Raw genomic sequence first — 24,113 nt, forward strand, 5'->3', positions numbered from 1 at the left:
CGGGCCATCAGCCCGCCCGCCATCTCGGTGAGGGTCGCTGCCGAATAGCAGACTTATGCAGTGACGTTTCCGTCACGCCTTTATGACGTGATCGGCCGAGAGGCCGAGCCGGTTGAAGACGTTGCGGGTGTCGATAATGAGCGAGGCGCTTTTTGCGAGCGCCGCATAATCGACCCGATCGTGGTCGGTCGCGACCAGCACCGCATCGTAGCCGGCAATGGTATCTGGCGTCAGCGTCACCGACTTGCGGCCTTTCAGCGCCTGGTATTCGCGCGTCGGCGGAATCTCGGCGACGAAGGGATCATGGTAATCTGCGTGTCCGCCACGCTCCTCGATGATCTCGATCAGCCGCAGCGACGGGCTCTCGCGGATATCGGCGACGTTCTTCTTGTAGGCGAGCCCGAGCACCAGCACCCTGCTGCGGCTCAATGCCTTGCCGGCGCGAATGTCGAGGGCTTCGGCGAGCTTGCCGACGACATAACGCGGCATTGCCGAATTGATCTCGCCGGCGAGCTCGATGAAGCGGGTCGGCAGCTCGTACTCGCGCGATTTCCAGGTGAGGTAGAAGGGATCGATCGGGATGCAATGGCCGCCGAGGCCGGGGCCGGGATAGAAGGGCATGTAGCCGAAGGGCTTGGTCTTGGCCGCGTCGATCACTTCCCAGACGTCGATGCCCATGGCCGCATAGACGGTCTTCAGCTCGTTGACGAGGGCGATGTTGACCGAGCGGAAGATGTTTTCGGTGAGCTTCACCGCCTCGGCCGTCGCATTCGAAGAAACAGGAACGACGGATGATACCGCCGCACCGTAGAAGGTCTTCATCAACGCCAGCGCCTCGGGCCCGTCGCCGGCGACGACCTTCGGGATGGTGGCGGTATGATAATGCTGGTTGCCGGGATCCTCGCGCTCCGGCGAAAAGCCGACGAAGAAGTCCGAGCCGGACTTCAGCCCGGTGCCTTCGAGAATGACCTTCACCACGTCATCGGTCGTGCCGGGATAAGTGGTCGATTCCAGCACGACGAGCTGACCGGGGCGCAAATGCGCGGCGATCGAGCGCGACGTCGCCTCGACGAAGGAAAGATCGGGATCGCGATGCTTGGTGAGCGGCGTCGGCACGCAGATGATGACGACGTCGCACTCGGCAAGGCCGGCGAAATCGGTCGTCGCCTTGAAGCGGCCCGCATCGATCTCGGCCGAAAGCGCCTCGTCGCTCACCGCGTCGATATAGGAGCGGCGGGCATCGAGCGCCACCATCTTGCCCGGATCGATGTCGAAGCCGGTGACCGCAAAGCCGCTGCGCGCCACCGCCATCGCCAGCGGCAGGCCGACATAGCCGAGGCCGATGATGCCGGCACGGGCCGCGCGGGTTTCGATCTTCTGCAAAAGCGTATCGAAGGGGGAGATGGTCAAGGCGGGATCTTTCAAACAGGGAAGAGAAGGCTGATCTAATGCATGCTCCAGGCAAATTAAACCCGGGCTCCGTCTCTCCGCTGACGAGAGGAGCAGAAAACAGGGCCGCGACCCCTTGCGATGCTTATCCGGGTGTGGCCGAAATGACTCGGCGACGGCCTTCGCTGCAACTTCAGCGCACAAAAAAATGCTAATCCCATTGTTTCGCATTTGCAGCATCCCTATTTTGACTTTTGATAATGAACCACTGGAAAGGACTACCCGTCCGATCCCCCGATATGGGGAACTGAGGGGCGCCGCTGCCGGGCTTTCGGCAGATCGTTGACACAATAATACCGCTCGTACATCCTGATTTCCTTGTGACCTGCGCATGTAAATGTGCCGGCCGAGGGACTTTTGGCTCTTGGGGATGGCGTGCCTTATGAGGATCATACCGAGAATGAGCACGATCGAATCCAGCGTGTCCTCCATCCTGTTGGACCGGGTCGCTGAATGGCTGACGAACTCTTCGTTGGCCGGAGACGAGCTTGAAAACATCGTCCGCGGTTTCTGCGAAAGGCTAACGGCTGCAGGCCTGCCGCTTGCGCGCGTGCATCTTTCTTTCTCGATGCTGCATCCGCTCTACGATGCCCTCAGCTTCACATGGCGGCGCGCCAGCGGCGTCACCATCGAGGGCTTCCGCATGCCCGCCGGGCAAAAGCCGGACCGCTTCCTGCAGAGCCCCTATTATTACCTGCTCGACAACAATCTGCAGCACATCCGTCGCCGGCTGATGCAGGATGGGCCGAACGAATTTCCGATTTTCGAGGATCTGCGCAAGGACAGCATCACCGATTACCTGGCCTTCGTGCAGCCCTTCGGCGACGGCTCGGTGCAGGGCATGATGGGTTCCTGGTCGACGGACCACAACACCGGCTTTTCCGACGACATGATCGATGCGCTGCTCAGGATGCAGAACCATCTGGCGGTCGCCGCCAAGATGGCGGTACTCGGCAAGCTCGCCAACAACATGCTGACCACCTATCTCGGCGGCGACGCCGGCAAGCGGGTGCTGAACGGCCAAATCCGCCGCGGCGACGGTGAGACGATCCGCGCGGCGCTGGTCATGGGCGACATGCGCGAATCCACCATGTATGCCGAAAAGGAAGGCCGGCAGGCCTATATCGACACGCTGAACCAGTTCTTCGACGCGATCGCCGCCCCCTTCAACCGCAACGGCGGCGAGATCCTGAGTTTCCTCGGCGACGGCTTCCTCGCAGTCTATCCTTGCGGACGCCACAAGGATCCATCGAAAATTGCCTGCGAGGCGGCGCTTTCGGCCGTGCACCAAGCGCAGGCGCGGGTCGCCGAGCTCAACAGGGACCGCGAGCAGAAGGGCCTGACCAGGGTCGGCTACGGCATCGGCCTGCACGTCGGCAACGTCATGTTCGGCAATGTCGGTCTCAAGGACCGCCTGACCTTCTCCGCCTTCGGCTCGGCGGTCAACGAGGTCCAACGTCTGCAGATCCTGACCAAGAAATACGGCCGCGAGGTCGTCGCCAGCCAGGCCTTCGCCGGCTATTGCGGCGGCGAATGGACGACGCTCGGCGAGGAGAAGCTGCGCGGCATCCGCCAGAAGGTGACCGTGCTGCAGCCGCGCGCGCCGGCGCCGGCGATCAATGTCGACGAGAGCTTCCGCGAGGCCGTGCAGAACGGACTTTCAGAAGCCGAGCAGGTCATTCTCCTGCATCGCGATGCAAAGAAACATGTCGAGCGCACCAGCATGGAGAAGTTCATCCAGTAAGCGCGTGCAACCCCTGTCATAATCTGCGCGTCTCGCCCGGGGAACTTCGGCGGGACATGCTGGTTTATCTATGATTGTCATCAGCTAGACACCCCGTTTGCGGTACGATAGTGTGCCTTAACGGGAACATAGAAGACTGGGGAATTTCATTGGTATGGCGTCTGCAGCGGATCTGTTGCGTATTGAAAATCTCGACGTCTCCTTCTCGGTTTTCGGTGACCGGCTACGCGTCGTAAAACAAGCCAATCTTCGCATTCTTCCGGGCAAGGTCACCGCTCTCGTCGGTGAATCCGGCTCCGGAAAATCGGTGATCAGCCAGTCGATCATGGGCATCCTGCCCAATCCTGCCAAGGCCTCCGGCAGCATCCTTTTCACCGATCCGCTCGACGGCAGCACAACCGATATCCTCTCCTTTCCGCGCGACAGCGAGGAAATGCGCGACCTGCGCGGCCGGCGCATGGCGACGATCTTCCAGGAGCCGATGACCTCGCTCTCGCCGCTGCACACGATCGGCAATCAGATCAGCGAAGTGCTGCTGATCCATACCGACGCCGACAAGCAGGAAGCCCGTGAAAAGACCGAGGAGATGCTCGGCCTGGTCGGCTTCTCCAATCCACATCGCACCTACGACATGTATCCGTTCGAACTGTCCGGCGGCATGCGGCAGCGCGCGATGATCGCCATGGCGCTGATCTGCAAGCCGGCGCTGTTGATCGCCGATGAGCCGACGACGGCGCTCGACGTGACGATCCAGGCGCAGATCCTGGAACTGCTTCGCGAGTTGCAGGCGAAGCTCGGCATGGCGATGCTGCTTATCACCCACGATCTCGGCATCGTCGCCAACATGGCCGACGAGGTGGTCGTCATCTATCACGGCGAGATCATGGAGGCCGGGCCGGTCGAGGATATCTTCCGCAATCCGCAGCATCCCTATCTCAAGGGCCTGATGGCCGCCGTTCCGCATTTCGACATGAAACCCGGCGAGCGGCTGAAAGCGTTGCGCGAGGTAACGGTCAATCTCGAGTCCCTGGTCGGCAAGAAGAAGCCGCTCCAGGCAGAGGCGCCGGGCGTCCTGCTTTCCGTCGCCAATCTCTCGAAGACCTACAAGACGCGCAAGCGCAGTTTCTTCGGCAAGCACGAAGCCACCGTCCTGCGCGCCGTCGACGACGTCAGCTTCGACATCCGCCGCGGCGAATGTCTCGGCCTGGTGGGCGAGTCCGGCTGCGGCAAGACGACGCTCAGCAAGATCCTGATGCGCGCCATCACGCCGGACAGCGGCGCGGTGGTGTTCAATGACGGCAAGGAGGTCGTCGACGTCCTCTCCGTCAAAGGCTCAGAACTGCAGGACATGCGGACCAAGATCCAGATGGTGTTCCAGGACCCGGTCTCCTCGCTCTCGCCACGCATGACGGTGCGCAACATCCTGAGTGAACCACTCGAGATCCATGACCGCGGCGACAGTGACGAGCGCAAGCGCAAGGTCGAAGGGCTGATGGCGGCAATCGGTCTCGACAAGCGTTATCTCAGCCGTTACCCGCACAGTTTTTCGGGCGGCCAGCGCCAGCGCATCGGTATCGCGCGGGCTCTCGCGCTCGGCCCGAAGCTCGTCATCCTCGACGAGCCGGTCTCGGCGCTTGACGTCTCCGTGCAGGCGCAGATCCTCAACCTGTTGAAGGACCTGCAGAAGGAACTGGGGCTTACCTATCTCTTCATTTCGCACAATCTCGCCGTCGTCGATTACATGGCCGACCGCATCGCAGTGATGTGCAAGGGCCGGATCGTCGAGATTGCGCCGCGCGAGATCATCCTGCGCGATCCGGTGCACCCCTATACGAAATCGCTGCTCGCCGCCGTCCCCTTCCCCGATCTCGACCGGCCGCTCGATTTCAAGGCGCTCAGGGAAAACGGCGCCGCCGACAAGCAGAACTGGGGCGCGACCTTCACCGCCGAGCATGACGACGCTTCCGAACTTGCCTATGCCGACCTCGGCGACGGCCATCTGGTGCGCGCCCGCAAAGGCGCCGATGCCAGGGAGTTGCGCTGATGGTGACGCGTCGCATTTTTCTGGGCGGCCTCGTCGGCGCGGCGATCGCGCCCGCGATGCTTCGTGCCGAACAGGACGGCGAACCGGAATTCCTCAAGGAGCGGTTGGCATCAGGCAGCCTGCCGCCGATGGCCGAGCGCATTCCCGCTCGCCCACGCATCGTCAACCTGAAGGAGATGGGGCTGCAGCCCGGCACCTATGGCGGCACGGTGCGCACCATCATCGGCGGCCAGCGCGACATCCGGTTCATGACGATTTACGGCTATGCCCGCCTGGTCGGGTATGACAAGCACCTGCAGTTCCAGCCGGATATTCTGGCCGATTTCCACGCCGAGGACGAGAGGGTCTTCACTTTCACGCTACGCGAAGGTCATAAATGGTCAGACGGCCAGCCGTTCACGGCCGACGATTTCCGCTATTGGTGGGAAGACGTCATCCTGAACGAGAAGCTGACGCCGGGCGGCGGCGCGCTGGAGCTTCGTCCGCATGGCAGCCTGCCGCGCTTCGAGATGCTCGATCCGCTGACGGTGCGCTACACCTGGGAAAAGCCCAACCCGATGTTCCTGCCGACCCTGGCGGGGCCCTTGCCCCTCGTCATCGTCGGGCCGGCGCATTACCTGAAGCAGTTCCACAAGAAATTTCAGTCCGACGAAGCGAAGATGGAACAGATGATGAAGGCCAGCCGCGTCAAGAAGTGGCAGGACCTGCACATCAAGATGGCGCGCTCGTACCGTCCTGAGAATCCGAACCTGCCGACCCTCGATCCCTGGCGCAACACGACGCCACTGCCGGCCGAGCAATTCGTCTTCGAGCGCAACCCGTTCTTCCACCGCGTCGACGAGACCGGCAGGCAGCTTCCCTATCTCGACCGTTTCGTCCTCAACGTCTCCTCCTCGTCGATCATCGCCGCCAAGGCCGGGGCCGGCGAAGCCGACCTGCAGGCGACCGGCATCGATTTCAACGACTACACTTTCCTGAAGGAGGCCGAGAAGCGCTTCCCGGTGAAGGTCAATCTCTGGAAGCTGGCGCGCGGCTCGCGCATCACGCTGCTGCCGAACCTCAACTGTGCCGACGAGGTGTGGCGCGGCCTGTTCCGCGACGTGCGCCTGCGCCGGGCGCTGTCGTTGGCGATAAACCGGCACGAAATCAACATGGTCGCTTTTTACGGACTGGGAACGCCGAGCGCCGATACCGTCCTGCCCGATAGCCCGCTCTTCAAGCAGGAATATGCCGATGCCTTCGTGAAGTTCGATCCCGACGAGGCCAACCGCCTCCTCGACGAACTCGGCTTGACCAAACGCGGCGACGACGGCATTCGGCTGCTGCCGGACGGGCGTCGCGCCGAGATCACCGTCGAGACCGCCGGCGAGAGCAATCTGGACACCGACGTGCTGGAACTGGTGCGAGATCACTGGGCCAATATCGGCCTGGCGCTCTATACCCGGACCTCGCAGCGCGATGTCTTCCGCAATCGCGCTATGAGCGGTTCGATCATGATGTCGATCTGGTACGGCCTCGACAATGGCGTGCCGACGGCCGACATGTCGCCGGCCGGCCTTGCGCCCACACTCGACGATCAGCTGCAATGGCCGCTCTGGGGCATGCATTACCTGTCCGCCGGCCAGGAAGGTGCGGCGCCCGACCTGCCGGAGGCAGCCGAGCTGGTCAACCTGCTCAGCCAATGGGGCTCGACGGCGAAGTTCGAGGAACGCCAGGTCATCTGGCACAGGATGCTGTCGATCTATACGCAGCAGGTCTTCTCGATCGGCCTCATCAACAGCACGCCGCAGCCGATCCTTCGCGCCGCCAAGCTGCAGAACCTGCCGGACAGAGCGCTCTACGGCTTCGACCCCACCTCCTATCTCGGCGTCTATATGCCGGATGCATTCTGGTACAAGGAGGCCTGAGGCGTGCTCAGATACATTCTCTGGCGCATCGCCGCCATGGTGCCGACGCTCTTCGTCATTTCGGCGCTGGTCTTCACCATCATCGAGCTGCCGCCGGGCGACTTCTTCGAGAGCCAGATTGCCGAGCTGCGCGCCTCCGGCGAGACCGCCAACCTTCAGGAAATCGAGGAGATGCGCCAGCAATACGGCTTCGACAAGCCGGAGATCGTGCGCTATTTCTACTGGGTCGGCGGCATGCTGCACGGCGATTTCGGCTATTCCTTCGAATACCAGCTGCCGGTTTCGGACGTGGTCGGCGATCGCCTGTGGCTGACGATGCTCGTCTCCTTCACGACGATCCTGCTCACCTGGCTGATCGCCTTTCCGATCGGCATCTATTCGGCGACGCACCAGTACAGCTGGAGTGATTACGGGCTGACCTTCCTCGGCCTGCTCGGCATCGCCATTCCGAACTTCATGCTGGCGCTGATCCTGATGTATTTCGCCAATGTCTGGTTCGGTCTGTCGATCGGCCATCTGATGGACCAGCAATATCTCAACGCGCCGATGAGCTGGGAAAAGGCGAAGTCGATCCTCGGCCATCTTTGGATCCCCGTCATCATCGTCGGCACGGCCGGGACGGCCGGCATGATCCGGCGGCTGCGCGCCAATCTTCTCGACGAGATGCAGAAGCAATATGTGACGACCGCGCGGGCCAAGGGCCTGCATCCGATGCGGGCCTTGGTCAAATATCCGCTGCGCATGGCGCTCAATTTCTTCGTCGCCGATATCGGCTCGATCCTGCCGTCGATCATTTCGGGCGCCGAAATCGTGGCGATCGTCCTGTCGCTGGAAACGACCGGGCCGATGCTGATCAAGGCGCTGCAGAGCCAGGACATGTATCTCGCCGGCTCCTTCCTGATGTTCCTGGCCTTCCTCAACGTCATCGGCGTACTGATCTCCGACATCGCCCTCGGCTTCCTCGATCCCCGTATCCGTCTGCAAGGCAGGAGCACCAAATAATGTCGCCCCTTCCCGCACCCGGCGCGCCGCTGCCGCACTACGTCTCGACCGCTCCCTTCGATCCCCAGGCGACCGAAAACTTGACGGCGGCGCAATCGCGCATCCATCTCGCCTCGCAGAAGCAGCTGATGTGGTGGAAGTTCAAGCAGCACAGGCTGGCCTTGATCTCCGGCATCTTTCTCGCCGTCGTCTACCTGATGATCCTGATCATCGAGTTCCTGGCGCCCTACGGCCTGCACACGCGCAATGTCGATTTCATCCATGCGCCGCCGCAGCGCGTCCACTTCTTCGACAAGGGCAGTTTCGTCGGTCCCTTCGTCTACGGCCGCAGCATGGCGCTCGATATCGACACGCTGCGCCGCGTCTATACCGACAGGCCGAACGACGTGCAGCCGATCCGTTTCTTCTGCCGCGGCGATGCCTACAAATTCTGGGGCCTTGTCACGTCGAACTATCATCTCGTCTGCCCTGCGATCGGCGGCCAGATGTTCCTGCTCGGCACCGACCGGCTCGGCCGCGACGTGCTTTCGCGCATCCTCTACGGCGCGCGGATATCGCTGACGATCGGTTTGATCGGCATTTCGATCAGCTTCGTGCTCGGCATCGTCATCGGCGGCCTTGCCGGTTATCGCGGCGGCATTTTCGATCTCATCGTCCAGCGCCTGATCGAAGTGCTGCAATCGCTGCCGAGCCTGCCGCTGTGGATGGCGCTGGCCGCCATCATGCCGGTGACGTGGAGCCCGATCGTCATCTATTTCGGCATCACCGTCATCCTCGGCATCATCGACTGGACGGGGCTCGCGCGTGCCGTGCGCTCCAAACTCCTGGCGCTGCGCGAGGAGGATTATGTCCAGGCCGCACAGCTGATGGGCGCCAGTACGCCGCGCATCATCGGCCGGCATCTGGTGCCGGGCTTCATGTCGCATCTCATTGCTTCGGCGACGATTTCAATTCCCGGCATGATCCTTGGCGAGACCGCGCTCTCCTTCCTCGGCCTCGGGCTTCGTCCGCCGATCACCAGCTGGGGCATTCTGCTGACCGAGGCAAAAAGCGTCAGCGTCATCGCCTTCTATCCATGGCTACTCTATCCGATCATTCCTGTTGTTCTCGTCATTTTGGCGTTCAACTTTCTGGGAGACGGCTTGCGTGATGCGGCAGATCCCTACAAATAGCAGGACACGCGGCGGCCCATCACGGCACCGCCCCCACCTCTTGGCCTCCGGACGGTGGGGGTACTAACTATGTTGCTGAGCCCAGAAGGGATGCCCATGTCCAGACGTCTCGAAGATGCGCGCATCCTCATGTACAGCCACGATACTTTCGGTCTCGGCCATCTGCGCCGCTGCCGCGCCATCGCCCATGCGCTGGTCGAGGATTATCGCGGCCTCAATATTCTGATCATTTCGGGTGCCACGATCGCCGGCGCCTTCGACTACCGCGCCCGTGTCGACTTCGTGAAGATCCCGAGCGTCATCAAGCTCCGCAACGGCGAATATACCTCGCTCGCCAGCCATATCGACCTGCACGAGACGCTGAAGATGCGCGAATCGAGCATTCGCCACACGGCCGAGACCTTCCAGCCCGATATCTTCATCGTCGACAAGGAACCGATGGGACTGAAGGGCGAGGTCGAGGATACGCTCGCCTATCTCAAGGCCCGCGGCACCGTTCTGGTGCTCGGCCTGCGCGAGATCATGGACGCGCCGCATCTGCTCGAGGCCGAGTGGAAGAAGAACAGCATCATGCAGAAGATCGACCAATATTACGACAGTGTCTGGGTCTATGGTCCGCCGGATTTCTACGATCCGCTGATCGGCCTCGACGTGCCGGCCAGCCTGCGCCGGAAGATGGATTTCGTCGGCTTCCTGCAGCGCAGCGTCTCCAGGGGCAAGACCTCGATCAACGCCCGCAAGGACAATTACATCCTCGTCACCACAGGCGGCGGCGGTGACGGCTCCGATCTCGTCCACGACGTCATGAATGCCTACGAGGCCGATCCGACGCTGACGCAGAAGGCGCTCGTCGTGCTCGGGCCCTATATGCCGGCCGCCGAGCGCGCCAAGCTGGTGCAGAAGGGGGAAGCCATCCCCTATATCGAGGTGATCGAGTTCGACAACCACATGGAAGAGCTGATCGACAGCGCCACCGGCGTCGTCGCCATGGGTGGCTACAACACCTATTGCGAGATCCTCTCCTTCGACAAACCGGCCCTCATCGTGCCGCGTGTCAAGCCGCGCGAGGAACAGCTGCTGCGCGCCCAGCGGGCAAGCGAACTCGGCCTCGTCGACATGCTGCTGCCCGAACAGTCGGTCGACCCCACAGTCATGGCCGAGGCGCTGAAGCGCCTGCCCTCCCGCCAGCCACCGTCGAAGAGCGGCGGCAATATGCGTCTCGAAGGACTGGACCATATCTCGCAGACCGTCGGCCGGTGGATCGACGGCCGCGGCAGCCACCTTTCCCTCGTCGGCGCGGAATAGGGCACAGCCTTGCCGCCACGCCGCAAGATCCTCGTCGTGCTGAAAGGCTATCCCCGCCTTTCGGAAACCTTCATCGCCCAGGAGCTGCTCGGCCTCGAAAAGGCCGGCTTCGACCTGACGCTGATTTCGATGCGCCGGCCGACCGACAAGAAGCGCCATCCCGTGCATGACGAGATCCGGGCGCGCGTCGTCTATCTGCCGGAATATCTGCACGAGGAGCCGATCCGCGTGCTGAAGGGCCTCATGGCCGGTTTCTCCAAACCCGGCTTCAAGGCGCTGATGAAACGCTTCCTCGCCGACCTCAAGCGCGACATCTCCCGCAACCGCTTCCGGCGTCTCGGCCAGGCACTGGTGCTGGGGCGCGAATGGCCGGACGAGGGCGAATGGCTGCATGCCCATTTCATCCACACGCCGGCCTCGGTGACGGAATATGCGAGCATCCTCACGGGCACGCCCTGGACCTGTTCGGCGCATGCCAAGGACATATGGACGTCGCCAGACTGGGACCTGAACGAAAAGCTCGGCAGCGCCCGCTGGACCGTCACCTGCACGAGGACGGGCTACGACCATATGCGGACGCTGACATCACGCAGGGAGGCCGTGCACCTGAGTTACCACGGTCTCGATCTCGCCCGTTTCGGTCACTTTGCCGGCGAGCGTTCGAACCGGACCGGCAGCGACCCCGACGATCCGGCCTTCATCCTCAGCGTCGGCCGCGCCGTCGAGAAGAAGGGCTACGACGTGCTGCTGCGCGCGCTGGCGCTGTTGCCCGCCGACCTTCACTGGCGCATGGACCATATCGGCGGCGGCGAGGAGCTTGCGAAACTGAAGGCGCTGGCGACCGAACTCGGCATTTCCGGCCGCATCGTCTGGAAGGGCGCCATGGCGCAGGAAGATGTGCTCGATCATTACCGCCGCGCCGACCTCTTCGCGCTTGCCTGCCGCATCGCCGCCAACGGCGACCGCGACGGCTTGCCGAACGTCCTGGTCGAAGCCTCCAGCCAGCGGCTCGTCTGTCTTTCGACCGACGTATCCGGCGTGCCGGAGCTCCTGAAGAACGGTCAAAACGGCCTCGTCGTGCCGCCGGAGGACCCGGCACTGCTGGCCGGAGCGCTGGAAGCGGCGATCCGCGACCCGGCGCTGCGCAAGCGCCTCGGCGATGCCGCCGAAAACCAGGTGCGCGAATATTTCGACTATCACTCCAGCATCAGACAGCTCACCGGCCTGTTCGAGGCCGAATGGCAGAAGGCGTCATGACGACACCGCGTATTTTCTTCTATGTCCAGCATCTGCTCGGCATCGGCCACATAGCCCGCGCCAGCCGCATCGCCAATGCCTTGGTGACGGACGGTTTTGACGTCACTGTCGTAACCGGCGGCCTGCCGGTGCCGGGCTTTCCGGGCGAGGGCGTGAAGACCGTGGCCCTGCCGGCGGTCGTCGCCAGCAATGCCGGTTTCTCCGGCCTCGCCAATGCCGATGGCCGGCCAGCCGGCGAGGATTTCCTCCATGCCCGCCGCCTGCTGCTGCTCGACGCCTTCCATGCCGCAAGGCCGGATGTCGTCATCATCGAAGCCTTCCCCTTCGGCCGGCGACAGATGCGCTTCGAACTGCTGCCGCTGCTCGAGGCGATCGAAAAGGCCGAACCGCGGCCGAAACTTTTGAGCTCGGTGCGCGACATCCTGCAGGAAAACCGCAAGGCCGGCCGCGACGCGGAGACCGTCACGCTGGTCAAGGACCATTTCGATGCCGTGCTCGTCCACGGCGATCCCGGTTTCGTGAGGCTCGAGGACACCTTCCCGCTGACACCCGAGATCGCCGACAGGCTGCGCTATACCGGCCTCGTCGCAGCCCCGCCGGCGCCGGAACCGACCGAGACATTCGACATCATCGCATCGGCGGGCGGCGGCGCGGTCGGCGCCGCGCTGATCGGCGCGGCGAAAGAGGCGGCAACGTTGCTGCCGGACAATCTTCGCTGGCTGCTGGTCGCCGGCCCGAACCTGCCGGAGGCTGATTTCGCCGCGCTGGCTGAGGACGCGGCCCCGAATGTGACGCTGGTGCGCTTCCGCAAGGATTTTCCCTCGCTGCTGCGCGGTGCGAAAGTCTCGATCTCGCAGGCAGGCTACAATACGGTCGGCGACCTGCTGCGCACCGAATGCCGGGCGATCCTCATCCCCTTCGTCGCCGGCGGCGAGACCGAGCAGACTGTGCGCGCCGAACGGCTGCAGGCGCTCGGCCTCGCCGATATCCTGCCGGAAAACGGACTGACGTCGGGCCATGTGAAAGAGGCGGTCGAAAAGGCGCTCGCCGCGCCGCGCCGGGGGCCGGTCTTGCTCGACCTCGACGGGGCGGAGAAAACCGCCGGCATCATTCGCTCCATGATTGCCGAATCCCTCGCCTAATCCAAAATTCCTGTGATATAAGCAATGTTCCGGCGAGAATCGGCATTTTTGCAGCCGGTCGCTTCGCCTTGTTTTCATTGCGATATCGGCGGTCCGGCTGCATGATCCTGTTCTCAAAATTCCTTCCCGTCCCGGCGCCCGGATCGCGCCCCCGGAATTTCCCAGCAAGCTGACGGTTAGCCATGGAAAAAAGCCTCGCCCGCTACATCTGGAAGAACACGCGGCTGCAGCAGCTGTGGATTCTGGCTGTCGTCGCCGCATCGATGGTGCCCTACTTCCTGTCCTTCGACCTGCCGAAGCAGATCGTCAACGGACCGATCCAAGGTGACGGCTTTGAAGGTCCGGGCGCAACGCAGACCTTCATGCATATTGCCTACGACCTGCCGCTGATCGGCCATGTCGAATTCTTTCAAGGGTTGCAGCTCAACCGCTTCCAGATGCTGATGGCCCTCAGCCTGGTGTTTCTGGCGCTGGTGGTGCTGAACGGCCTCTTCAAGTTCTACATCAACACCTATAAGGGCCGGCTCGGCGAGCGCATGCTGCGTCGTATCCGCTTCGAGCTGATCGACCGGGTGCTGCGCTTCCCGCCCATTCACTTCAAGCGGGTGAAATCGGCCGAAATCGCCACCATGATCAAGGACGAGGTGGAGCCGATGGGCGGCTTCACCGGCGACGCCTTCGTCTCCCCTGCCCTTCTCGGCGGCCAGGCGATCACGGCGCTCGTCTTCATCATCGTCCAGAATTTCTGGCTTGGCATGATCGCTGCCGGCATCGTCGGCGTTCAGGCGGTCGTCATTCCCCGCATGCGCAAGCGCCTGCTGGAACTCGGCCGCCAGCGGCAGCTGACGGCGCGCGAACTCTCCGGCCGCGTCGGCGAAATCGTCGAGGGCATCGGCACGATCCACGGCAACGACACGTCGAACCTCGAACGCGCCGACATCGCCTCGCGGCTCGGCCGGATTTTCTCGATCCGCTACGACCTTTACCAGTGGAAATTCCTGGTGAAGTTCATCAACAACTTCCTCGCTCAGGTCACGCCGTTCCTGTTTTACGCGATCGGCGGCTACCTGGCGCTGCAGGGCCGGCTCGACATCGGCCAGCTCGTCGCCGTCATATCAGCCTACAAGGACTTGCCCGGCCCGCTGAAGGAACTGATCGACTGGGACCAGATGCGCCAGGACGTGCAGGTGAAATACCAGCAGGTCTATGAGCAGTTCAACGTCGAGCCGCTGATCGACAGCCGCATCCAGGAACTCGCAACCGCCCCGGTCGGCGCGCTGACGGGCGCGTTCGTCGTCACCAACCTGTCGCTCTCCGACGACAGCGGCGCCCGCCTCGTCGACCATGTCTCCGTCGAGATCAAGCCGAACGAGACGGTGGCGATCGTCGGGCCGAACGGCAGCGGCGCGGAAGCCTTCGCCGAAGCGCTCGGCCGCATGGTCTGGCCAGACTCCGGCCGCATCACCATCGACGGCCGCGATCTCCTCGACATGCCGGAATCGATCACCGGCCGGCGGATCTCCTATGCCTCGTCCGACACCTTCTTCTTCCACGGCACGCTCGCCAGCAATCTGCTCTACGGCCTGAAACATGCGCCGATGACCGATCCGGTTTACGACGAGCGCGAAGCGCTGGAGTATAAATGGCATTCCGCCGAGGCGGAGAAGGCCGGCAATCCGACGCTCGACCTCAACAGCGACTGGGTGGACTACAAGGCCGCCGGCGCCAGCGGGCCCGAGGACATTCTGAAAGCGATCCGCCCAGTGCTCGACGCCGTCCTGATCTCGCAGGACATCCTCGATCTGGCGCTGCGCTCGACCGTCAACACCGACGTGCATGTGGCGCTCGGCGACCACGTCGTGGCGCTACGCGCCTCGCTCAGGGACCGGCTGCGTGACGAGGGGCTCGACACGATCGTCGTGCCTTTCGATTTCGATGCCTATAACGCCCAGGCGACGGTCGGCGAGAACCTGCTCTTCGGCACGATGAAGCGGCCGTTGATGACCAACCGCAGGCTTGCCGCGCATCCCTATTTCCAGCAGCTCTTCCGTGAGACCGGCCTCAGCAGCGATCTCTACGCCATGGGCCTCGAGATCGCCGAAAACGCGGTGGAACTCTTCCACGACCTGCCGCCGGACCATCCATTCTTCCAGCAGCTGACCTTCATGACGGCCGACGACATTCCGACCTACCAGGCGCTGCTGCAGAAGCTGCAAAGCCGCCGCTTCGAGGACGCCACGCCGGAAGAACGTTCGGCCATCATCCGGCTGAGTTTTGCCTATATCGAGCCGCGCCATCGCTTCGGCCTGCTGCCGAACGAGCTCATGGACAAGATCGTCAGCGCCCGCAAGCAGTTCCACGAGCATATTCCAGCCGATCTCGCCGAGCTGATCGAGCGCTACGACGCCGAGCGTTTCACTCCGTCGGCAAGCCTGATGGACAATGTGCTCTTCGGCCGTATCGCCTATCAGCAGGCCGACGCTTCCGACCGCATCCGCGGCATCATGGGCGAACTCTTCGATGCGCTCGACCTTTATGACGACGTGCTGTCGATCGGCCTCGAATTCGATGTCGGCTCCGGTGGCAAGCGCCTGACCATGGTGCAGCGCCAGAAGCTGAACCTGGCCCGCGCGCTGTTGAAGCGCTCGGACTATTTCATCTTCAACCGGCCGCTGTCGGCGCTCGACCAGCGCGTTCAAGATCAAATCACCCGCAACATCATCGAGGGCCTGCACGAAGAAGGCCATCGGCCGGCGATCATCTGGGTGCTCTCCAACGCCCGGCAGGCCGAGATGTTCGACCGCATCCTGCTCTTTGACCGCGGCGGATTGGCGGAAGCCGGGAACTATCCGGAACTTTCCGAGAAAAACGGGATGTTCAAGGAACTGTTATCGTAATATTCTATAGGGGCGGCGATAATGGGCGTTCCCGACGGGGCGCCTCAGAGTTTTGAAGACGCTTGGTCCCGCGGACCCTGCGTCAGGGGATTGAAACGCTCATGCTGTTGAGAGACGAAGTTGAAATGCTGCGAAGGGTGCCGATCTTTTCAAGGATCGCGCCAGCAAAGCTCAAGCTTTTGGCCTTTACCTCCGATCGTATGACCTACAAGGCAGGACAGGACCTCTTCCATCAGGGCGACGTCGGTGATGCTGCCTATGTCATCCTCTCTGGCACCGCCGATATCGTCGTCGCTTCGCCGGCCGGCGAGATCAAGGTCGCCGACGTCGAACCCAATTCCATCGTCGGCGAAATCGCCATCCTCTGCGATGTCTCGCGCACGGCAACGGTGCGCGCCACCTCGCCGCTCGAAGTGCTACGCATCAGCAAGGAGCACTTCCTGAAGCTGCTCAGCGATTTCCCCGAAATGGCCGTGGAAATCATGCGGGTGCTGGCCGACCGCCTGAACCACACCACGGCGGAGCTGACCGCGGCCCGCGCGGCGAAGCAGCCGCAAATGGCGCAGTAAAACGCATTCAGCGTTTCGGCGGCCATTGCTGGGCACCATGTAGGAAATGCAGTATTTCGATCGTCTCGCTCTTCGGCAGATAGCGATAGACGACAAGGAACGGCGTTCGAGAGATGATGAATTCGCGCGTTCCCTGCCTTCGCCCTTTTCGTCCCATTTCCGGATGATCCCGCAACAGGATCGTTTGTCGCGAAACTTCGTCCAGAACATCCAGGGCAGCCACACGGTTTTGCGCTGCAATATATGCGGTCGCCTGCTGCCTGGCCCTACGGGCCGTCTCAGTCCAGATGATCCTCACTTGCCCTCATTCTTAAGCAAGGCAAGCAATTCGGCACGCTCGCGCGCCATCTCCTCCTCAACGACCTCGTGAGGAATCCAGACGGTATTGGGATCATCGGCCTCCCGGATCGCTTCCTCGACCTGTTCGCGGAACCACTTGTCGTATCCCGCCGCCTCATGGGTACGACGCAGAGCTGCGGCTCGATCCGGCCGCGATGCCGTCTCGGAAACGTAATCGGCCGCATCGACATCGAACTGCGAGATGCCGACATCCTTGAGATAAGAAACCAAGGTATCCATGCGCTTGAACACACGCACCTGCCGGCTGCGTTGGGCCACAAGCGGGCGCTCGGCCTTGCCGTATCGGATGACGACGGACCAGCCGCCGGTCTTGCCGACGACGAGGGCACCATGTACGGCGCCCGCCTCGACCAGACGGGAAAGGGTCGCGTGATCGATGGTTTCTGCGGTCATGGCGTATCCTCGTTCAGGCCGACCAGGATATGCATTTAATTATAGATTGCAACGCATTCAATAATTGGAACTGCGCAGCTACAAACGAAAGCCTGCATGGTTCCCATGCAGGCCATTTGTTCGACTGCGTCTATTCGCGCTGCTCCAGCGCCCTGCTGAAGGCGAGTGCTGCAAGGGTGCAGATGGCGCCGGAAAGCAGGTAGTAACCGACGAAGGTCAGGCCGAAGCGGCTGGAGAGGCTGAGCGCCACCAGCGGCGCAAAACCCGCGCCGATCAACCAGGCCAGATCCGAGGTGAAGGCCGCACCCGTGTAGCGGTAGCCGCGGCCGAAGCGGGACGAGATCGATCCCGTCGCCTGGCCGAAGGAAAGGCCGAGCACGCCGAAGCCGATGATGACGAAAGCGTCATGGCCGCTGTTGCCGGATGCGATCAGGCTCGGCCCGATGAAGCTGAAGACGGCGATGATGACGGCGCAGATGGCAAGCTGGGCGCGCCGGCCGATGCGGTCGGCAATCAGGCCCGACGCGATGATGGTGATGATGCCGACCATGGCGCCGACCACCTGCACCACCATGAAGGTGCCGATCGGCTGGTTGCCGTAAAGGCTCATCCAGCCGAGCGGGAAAATGGTGACGAGGTGGAACATGGCGAAGCTTGCGAGCGGCACGAAAGCGCCGATCAGAATGTCGCGGCCGTGAACGCGCAGCACGTCGAGAATGGGAGCTGCTTCCAGCTCATGCTGCTCCAGCAGCGTGCCGAATTCCTTGGTCATCACGAGCCGCAAACGCGCAAACAGCGCTACGACGTTGATCGCGAAGGCGACGAAGAAGGGATAACGCCAACCCCAGGAGAGGAAATCCTCACTGGAAAGATTGGCGACAAAATAACCGAACAGGGTGCTGGCCAGCGCAAAACCGATTGGCGCACCGAGCTGCGGGATCATCGCATACCAGCCGCGGTGCTTGGCCGGCGCGTTGAGCGCGAGCAGCGAGGCAAGGCCGTCCCAGGCGCCGCCGAGCGCGAAGCCCTGGCCGAGGCGGAAGAGCGCCAGCAACGCGATCGACCAGACGCCGATCTCGTTGTAACCCGGCAGGAAGGCGATCGAGGCCGTGGAGCCGCCAAGCAGGAAGAGCGCGATCGTCAGCTTGGTGCCACGGCCGTACAGCCGATCGATCGTCATGAAGACGACGGAGCCGACGGGGCGAGCCAGGAAGGCAAGCGAGAAGATGGCGAAGGAATAGAGCGTGCCCGTCAGCCTGTCCGGAGCGAAAGGAAAAATCAGCTGTGGAAAGACCAGAACCGAGGCGAGGCCATAGACGAAGAAATCGAAAAATTCCGACATGCGGCCGATCACCACGCCGATGGCGATGCTGCCCGGCGAAACCGGCTTGTCGTCGTGAATGCGCCGCGCGTCGCGTTCCAGCGACGACGATGACGGCCCGTAATGCGATGTTGTAGCCATGAAACGCCTCCCTCGTTGAGGCGCTTTCGGCAAGGCGCCTCAACCTGATCTTGATCAAACCTGCAGGCTTATCAAGTCCGTAAGACGTAAATAGTTCATCATGGCGGCTCAAAATGAGGCGTGGACGAAAAAACAGCGCGACCGGACCGCGATTTTTCCCGGGGACGCTGGCTTGGCCGGCTCTTGCGGATATATTGATTTGAAACATGCGCTGGCGAAAGAATCCTTCTTGATTGCATCAGGATTCCAAAGCTGTAGTGCACCATGATTTGTGCCGCAGTGCGGCATCATTGCTGCACTGCGACCAAACACCTCATGTCGCTATCAGGTTCAGTGCGTTAGTCGCGGAACGAACGAAACAACAAGAGCTTAGAGACGTGCTAAAACTCGTGAAGTTTTCCCGCCTTCTATCCGTCTTGCCGCTGCTTTTCCTGGCAGGATGCAACATGGTGGTCATGGCGCCCTCCGGCGACATCGCCGCGCAACAGCGCGATCTCATCGTCATCTCGACGGTGCTGATGCTTTTGATCATCATCCCGGTGATCTTCCTGACGCTGTTCTTCGCCTGGCGCTACCGCCGCTCCAATACGGCTGCAACTTACGCGCCGGAATGGCACCATTCGACCCGCCTCGAAATCGTGATCTGGGCAGCGCCGCTTGCGATCATCATCGCGCTCGGCGCCGTGACCTGGATTTCCACCCATAAGCTCGATCCCTACCGCCCGCTCGACCGCCTCGATGCGGAGCGCGCCATTCCGGCCGATACCAAGCCGCTGATCGTTGAGGTCGTGGCGCTCGACTGGAAGTGGCTGTTCTTCTATCCCGAACTCGGCATTGCCACCGTCAACGAACTCGCTGCCCCGGTCGACATGCCGATCAATTTCAAGATCACTGCCTCTTCGGTGATGAACTCGTTCTACATCCCCGCCCTGGCCGGCCAGATCTATGCGATGCCCGGCATGGAGACGAAGCTGCACGCCGTCATCAACAGGCAAGGCGAATATGAGGGCTTCTCCGCCAATTACAGCGGAAGCGGCTTCTCGCACATGCGCTTCAAGTTCCACGGCCTCGACCAAGTGGGCTTTGACGCCTGGGTGGCGCAGGTCAAGCAGCAGGGCACGATGCTCAGCCGCGACGCCTATCTGAAGCTCGAGAAGCCGAGCGAGAAGGAACCGGTGCGTTATTATGCCGGAGCCGATGCTGACCTTTACAACGCCATCCTCAACATGTGCGCCGCTCCGGGCAAGATGTGCATGAACGAGATGATGCACATCGACATGATGGGCGGCGGCGGCAAGGAAAGTGCCGAGAACCGCGAGAAGCTGCAATACGACAACCGTCATGCCGACGAAGGCATCGTGGCGCCCGCCGCCACCGTGCCGGCGACCGGGGCTCCGGCACGCAGCGAGCCTGCCGAGCGGACCGACGGCAACAACATGCAGCACGACATGCCCGGCATGCCTAGCACGCCCGGAATGGACATGCAGCATGAGGGTCATTCCATGCCCGGCACGGACAACGGCGCCGATCCGGCGCCGGCGCAGCTCAACAACAACAATTAACCTGGCGCTTTGCGTCGCAAGACATAATGAACGGGTTGTTCCATGTTTTCCAATCCTGACCTCCTGAAGTTCGTCTTCGGCCGGTTGACCCTCGATGCCATCCCCTATCACGAGCCGATCCTGGTCGTGACCTTCATCGGCGTCGTCATCGGCGGTCTCGCTGTGCTCGGCATCATCACCTATTTCAAATTCTGGGGTCCGCTCTGGCGCGACTGGATCTGCAGCGTCGATCACAAGAAGATCGGCATCATGTATGTGATCCTCGCCGTCATCATGCTGCTGCGCGGCTTCTCCGACGCGATCATGATGCGCGTCCAGCAGGCGATCGCCTTCAACGGCTCGGAGGGCTATCTGCCGCCGCACCATTACGACCAGGTCTTCACCGCCCACGGCGTCATCATGATCTTCTTCGTGGCGATGCCCTTCGTCACCGGTCTGATGAACTTCGTGGTGCCGCTGCAGATCGGCGCGCGTGACGTCTCCTTCCCCTTCCTCAACAATTTCTCTTTCTGGATGACCACCGCCGGCGCGATCATCATCATGCTGTCGCTGTTCATCGGCGAATTCGCCCAGACCGGCTGGCTCGCCTACCCGCCGCTGTCGGGCGCAGCCTACAGTCCGGGCGTCGGCGTCGATTATTATATCTGGGGCCTGCAGGTGGCCGGTGTCGGAACGACGCTTTCGGGCATCAACCTGATCGCCACCATCGTCAAGATGCGTGCGCCGGGCATGACCTTCATGAAGATGCCGGTCTTCACCTGGACGGCGCTTTGCACCAACGTGCTAATCGTCGCCTCCTTCCCGATCCTGACGGCAACGCTCGCCCTATTGTCGCTCGACCGCTATGCGGGCACGAACTTCTTTACCAACGACCTCGGCGGCAATCCGATGATGTACATCAACCTCATCTGGATCTGGGGTCATCCGGAGGTCTACATCCTCGTGCTGCCGGCCTTCGGCATCTTCTCGGAAGTCGTCGCCACCTTCTCCGGCAAACGCCTCTTCGGCTACGCCTCCATGGTCTACGCGACCTGCGTGATCATGATTCTCTCCTACATCGTCTGGCTGCACCACTTCTTCACGATGGGCTCGGGCGCCAGCGTCAATTCCTTCTTCGGCATCACCACGATGATCATCTCGATCCCGACCGGGGCAAAGATTTTCAACTGGCTCTTCACCATGTATCGCGGCCGCATCCGCTTTGAGGTGCCGATGCTGTGGACGGTTGGCTTCATGGTGACCTTCGTCATCGGCGGCATGACCGGCGTCATGCTTGCCGTGCCGCCGGCCGACTTCGTGCTGCATAATTCGCTGTTCCTCATCGCCCACTTCCACAACGTCATCATCGGCGGCGTTCTCTTCGGCATGTTCGCCGGCGTGAACTACTGGTTCCCGAAAGCCTTCGGCTTCAAGCTCGATGCCTTCTGGGGCAAGATGAGCTTCTGGTTCTGGCAAATCGGCTTCTGGTTCGCCTTCATGCCGCTCTACGTGCTCGGCCTGATGGGTGTCACCCGCCGTATGAGCCAGTTCGAGGATCCGTCACTGCAGATCTGGTTCATCATCGCCGCCTTTGGCGTCGGCCTGATCGCGCTTGGCATTGCCGCCTTCCTGATCCAGATCGTCGTCAGCTTCATGAAACGCGAGGAATTGCGCGACGATAGCGGCGATCCCTGGGACGGCCGCACGCTGGAATGGTCGACCTCTTCGCCGCCGCCGGAGTACAACTTCGCCTTCACGCCGGTGGTGCACGATCATGACAGCTGGTACGACATGAAGAACCGCGGTTATGCACGTCCGCTGGAAGGTTTCCGGCCGATTCATATGCCGAAGAACACCGGCACCGGCGCAATCCTGTCGGCCATCAGCGTCGCCCTCGCCTTCGGCCTGATCTGGTACATGTGGTGGCTGGTGGTCGTCTCCTTCGTCGCCATGCTGGTCGTCGCGATCGGCCATACCTTCAACTACAGACGTGATTTCCACATCCCCGCCGAAGAGGTGACCGAAACGGAAGGCAAGCGCACCGCGTTGCTTGCCGAGCAGGTGTGATGACCATGAGCGATCAGACTATCGATACGGCCGAAAAGCCTGAATTCTACCTGACGGAAGACCATCATCCTGAGAACAGCACCAATCTCGGCTTCTGGCTCTACCTGATGAGCGACTGCCTGATCTTCGCGGTGCTGTTTGCGACGCACGGCGTGCTCGGCCGCAATTATGCCGCAGGCCCCTCGCCCGCCGATCTCTTCGATCTGCCGATCGTTGCCCTCAACACCTCGATGCTGCTGTTCTCCTCGATCACCTACGGCTTCGCGATGCTGCAGATGGAGCGGAACGCAAAGGCGGAAACGCTGTTCTGGCTTGGTGTGACCGGCTTGTTCGGCGCAGCCTTCATCGGGCTCGAACTCTACGAGTTCGTCCACCTGATCCACGAAGGCGCCGGGCCGACGCGCAGCGCCTTCCTCTCCTCCTTCTTCACCCTGGTCGGCACCCACGGCCTGCACGTCACCTTCGGCATCATCTGGCTGATCACCCTGATGGTGCAGGTGTCGATGCACGGGCTGATCGAGGCCAACCGCCGCCGCCTGATGTGCCTTTCGATGTTCTGGCACTTCCTCGACGTCGTCTGGATCGGCGTCTTTTCCTTCGTCTATCTGTTGGGAGTTCTCGGATGAGTTCGCAAGCACCTGCCCATGAGGATGCCCACGAGGCTCATCACGGCCACAGCCACGGCCATCAGGCCGGCCATGGCACGTTCCGCAGCTACATGACGGGCTTCGTGCTTTCCGTCATCCTGACTGCCATTCCCTTCTGGCTTGTCATGGCCGGCGTCTTCGCCAGCCCGGCGCTGACGGCGGTGCTGGTGATGGGCCTCGGGGCGATCCAGATCGTCGTCCATATGGTGTTCTTCCTGCACATGAATACCAGGAGCGAGGGCGGCTGGACGATCATGGCGCTGATCTTCACCCTCATCATCGTCGCCATCGCGCTCTCCGGTTCGCTCTGGGTCATGCATCATCTCAACACCAACATGATGCCGATGAGCCCCGAGATGATGAAGAACATGCCGTGACGGTCACGAAGAGGCGGCGGCAGCGTCACCCGCAGGCTCCCTCGGAAAAATCGGAAAGACGGCGTCATCGGGTAAAACGCGCGATCTTCGCCATTTGCCTGATGCTGCTTGCCGCGGCACTCGCGGCACTCGGCACCTGGCAGGTGCAGCGTCTGACCTGGAAACGCGACCTCATTGCCCGCGTCGACCAGCGTGTGCACGCGGCACCCATGCCGGCCCCGACACTCGCCGACTGGAACAAGGTCAATGCCACCGATGACGAATATCGGCGGGTAACCGCAGTGGGGGTGCTGGCGAACGACAAGGAAACGCTGGTCTATGCCTCGACCGCACTCGGTCCGGGTTACTGGGTGATGGCGCCGCTGACTCTTGCCGACGGTACATCAATCCTCATCAATCGCGGCTTCGTGCCGACCGACAGGCGCGATCCGGCCTCGCGCCGCGAGGAGCAACGATCCGGCCCGGTCGCGATCACCGGGCTGATGCGGATGACGGAGCCGAAGGGATCGCTGCTGCAATCCAATGACGTCGCGGCCGACCGCTGGTATTCGCGCGATGTCGCAGCAATCACGCAAAAGCGCGGCGTCAGTGCGGCCGCGCCCTATTTCATCGATGCCGATGCCACTGCCAACCCCGGAGGCCTGCCTGTCGGCGGCCTGACCGTCATCGATTTCCCCAACAACCATCTCCTCTACGCAATCACCTGGTACGGGCTGGCGGCGATGGTGCTGGCATTGCTGGTCTTCGTTCTTCGCGGTGAGAAGGCTGCTGCATAATG

The 24,113-nt window shown here is 62.0% G+C and carries 19 protein-coding genes; 15 read left to right on the plus strand and 4 right to left on the minus strand.

The window, feature by feature from the left end; all coding sequences use genetic code 11:
* Positions 1 to 72: 72 nt before the first annotated feature.
* Entirely contained in the window at positions 73 to 1,410 is a 1,338-nt protein-coding gene (locus BA011_RS32595; protein ID WP_065284166.1) for a nucleotide sugar dehydrogenase, read from the minus strand.
* 439 nt (positions 1,411 to 1,849) lie between these two features.
* On the opposite strand from BA011_RS32595, the gene BA011_RS32600 reads away from it, so the two are divergent.
* The 10 genes from BA011_RS32600 to BA011_RS32645 all read left to right on the plus strand — a co-directional run bounded on the left by BA011_RS32600 (position 1,850) and on the right by BA011_RS32645 (position 16,488).
* Positions 1,850 to 3,193: an adenylate/guanylate cyclase domain-containing protein gene (locus BA011_RS32600; RefSeq protein ID WP_065283915.1), complete on the plus strand. Its 1,344-nt coding sequence runs from the start codon at positions 1,850 to 1,852 to the stop codon at positions 3,191 to 3,193.
* Between the two features lie 154 nt (positions 3,194 to 3,347).
* Entirely contained in the window at positions 3,348 to 5,237 is a 1,890-nt protein-coding gene (locus BA011_RS32605) for an ABC transporter ATP-binding protein (protein ID WP_065283916.1), read from the plus strand.
* The gene (locus BA011_RS32610; RefSeq protein WP_065283917.1) at positions 5,237 to 7,144 is read left to right on the plus strand and encodes an ABC transporter substrate-binding protein; all 1,908 of its coding nucleotides are present in this window, start codon (positions 5,237 to 5,239) and stop codon (positions 7,142 to 7,144) included. Before BA011_RS32605 ends, BA011_RS32610 begins: the two co-directional genes overlap by 1 nt.
* A gap of 3 nt (positions 7,145 to 7,147) precedes the next feature.
* Positions 7,148 to 8,146, plus strand: a complete 999-nt coding sequence (locus tag BA011_RS32615) for an ABC transporter permease (protein ID WP_065283918.1) — start codon at positions 7,148 to 7,150, stop codon at positions 8,144 to 8,146.
* Complete coding sequence (locus tag BA011_RS32620) at positions 8,146 to 9,318, plus strand: ABC transporter permease (RefSeq protein WP_065283919.1); 1,173 nt, start codon at positions 8,146 to 8,148, stop codon at positions 9,316 to 9,318. The genes BA011_RS32615 and BA011_RS32620 overlap by 1 nt, the downstream gene beginning before the upstream one ends.
* Before the next feature lie 96 nt (positions 9,319 to 9,414).
* Positions 9,415 to 10,623, plus strand: coding sequence for a glycosyltransferase family protein (locus tag BA011_RS32625; protein ID WP_065283920.1), 1,209 nt, complete (start codon positions 9,415 to 9,417; stop codon positions 10,621 to 10,623).
* Positions 10,624 to 10,632: 9 nt separating this feature from the next.
* Positions 10,633 to 11,880 carry a glycosyltransferase gene (locus tag BA011_RS32630; protein WP_065283921.1) on the plus strand — a complete coding sequence of 416 codons (1,248 nt, stop codon included), beginning with the start codon at positions 10,633 to 10,635 and terminating at the stop codon, positions 11,878 to 11,880.
* Positions 11,877 to 13,022: a glycosyltransferase family protein gene (locus tag BA011_RS32635; RefSeq protein WP_065284167.1), complete on the plus strand. Its 1,146-nt coding sequence runs from the start codon at positions 11,877 to 11,879 to the stop codon at positions 13,020 to 13,022. The genes BA011_RS32630 and BA011_RS32635 overlap by 4 nt, the downstream gene beginning before the upstream one ends.
* A 182-nt stretch (positions 13,023 to 13,204) precedes the next feature.
* Positions 13,205 to 15,919: an ABC transporter transmembrane domain-containing protein gene (locus BA011_RS32640; protein ID WP_065283922.1), complete on the plus strand. Its 2,715-nt coding sequence runs from the start codon at positions 13,205 to 13,207 to the stop codon at positions 15,917 to 15,919.
* 101 nt (positions 15,920 to 16,020) lie between these two features.
* Positions 16,021 to 16,488 carry a cyclic nucleotide-binding domain-containing protein gene (locus tag BA011_RS32645; RefSeq protein WP_065283923.1) on the plus strand — a complete coding sequence of 156 codons (468 nt, stop codon included), beginning with the start codon at positions 16,021 to 16,023 and terminating at the stop codon, positions 16,486 to 16,488.
* A gap of 7 nt (positions 16,489 to 16,495) precedes the next feature.
* Here the strand turns inward: BA011_RS32645 and BA011_RS32650 are convergent, their stop codons facing one another.
* The 3 genes from BA011_RS32650 to BA011_RS32660 form a co-directional block, all read right to left on the minus strand.
* Positions 16,496 to 16,786, minus strand: a complete 291-nt coding sequence (locus BA011_RS32650; protein WP_065283924.1) for a type II toxin-antitoxin system RelE/ParE family toxin — start codon at positions 16,784 to 16,786, stop codon at positions 16,496 to 16,498.
* The gene (locus tag BA011_RS32655) at positions 16,783 to 17,241 is read right to left on the minus strand and encodes a hypothetical protein (protein WP_065283925.1); all 459 of its coding nucleotides are present in this window, start codon (positions 17,239 to 17,241) and stop codon (positions 16,783 to 16,785) included. Before BA011_RS32655 ends, BA011_RS32650 begins: the two co-directional genes overlap by 4 nt.
* 130 nt (positions 17,242 to 17,371) lie before the next feature.
* Positions 17,372 to 18,703, minus strand: coding sequence for an MFS transporter (locus tag BA011_RS32660; RefSeq protein ID WP_065283926.1), 1,332 nt, complete (start codon positions 18,701 to 18,703; stop codon positions 17,372 to 17,374).
* A gap of 377 nt (positions 18,704 to 19,080) precedes the next feature.
* On the opposite strand from BA011_RS32660, the gene cyoA reads away from it, so the two are divergent.
* From cyoA to BA011_RS32685, 5 genes are read left to right on the plus strand one after another with little or no spacing between them, the layout of a single operon-like run.
* The gene (cyoA, locus tag BA011_RS32665) at positions 19,081 to 20,265 is read left to right on the plus strand and encodes a ubiquinol oxidase subunit II (protein WP_151343699.1); all 1,185 of its coding nucleotides are present in this window, start codon (positions 19,081 to 19,083) and stop codon (positions 20,263 to 20,265) included.
* A 42-nt stretch (positions 20,266 to 20,307) separates the two neighbouring features.
* Positions 20,308 to 22,311: a cytochrome o ubiquinol oxidase subunit I gene (cyoB, locus tag BA011_RS32670; RefSeq protein WP_065283927.1), complete on the plus strand. Its 2,004-nt coding sequence runs from the start codon at positions 20,308 to 20,310 to the stop codon at positions 22,309 to 22,311.
* Positions 22,312 to 22,316: 5 nt separating this feature from the next.
* Entirely contained in the window at positions 22,317 to 22,937 is a 621-nt protein-coding gene (gene cyoC, locus BA011_RS32675) for a cytochrome o ubiquinol oxidase subunit III (RefSeq protein WP_003548370.1), read from the plus strand.
* Entirely contained in the window at positions 22,934 to 23,335 is a 402-nt protein-coding gene (cyoD, locus tag BA011_RS32680; RefSeq protein WP_065283928.1) for a cytochrome o ubiquinol oxidase subunit IV, read from the plus strand. Before cyoC ends, cyoD begins: the two co-directional genes overlap by 4 nt.
* Entirely contained in the window at positions 23,332 to 24,111 is a 780-nt protein-coding gene (locus BA011_RS32685; protein ID WP_065283929.1) for an SURF1 family protein, read from the plus strand. The genes cyoD and BA011_RS32685 overlap by 4 nt, the downstream gene beginning before the upstream one ends.
* Positions 24,112 to 24,113 lie beyond the last annotated feature (2 nt).

It is taken from the genome of Rhizobium leguminosarum, from assembly GCF_001679785.1.
Taxonomy (GTDB): domain Bacteria; phylum Pseudomonadota; class Alphaproteobacteria; order Rhizobiales; family Rhizobiaceae; genus Rhizobium; species Rhizobium leguminosarum_R.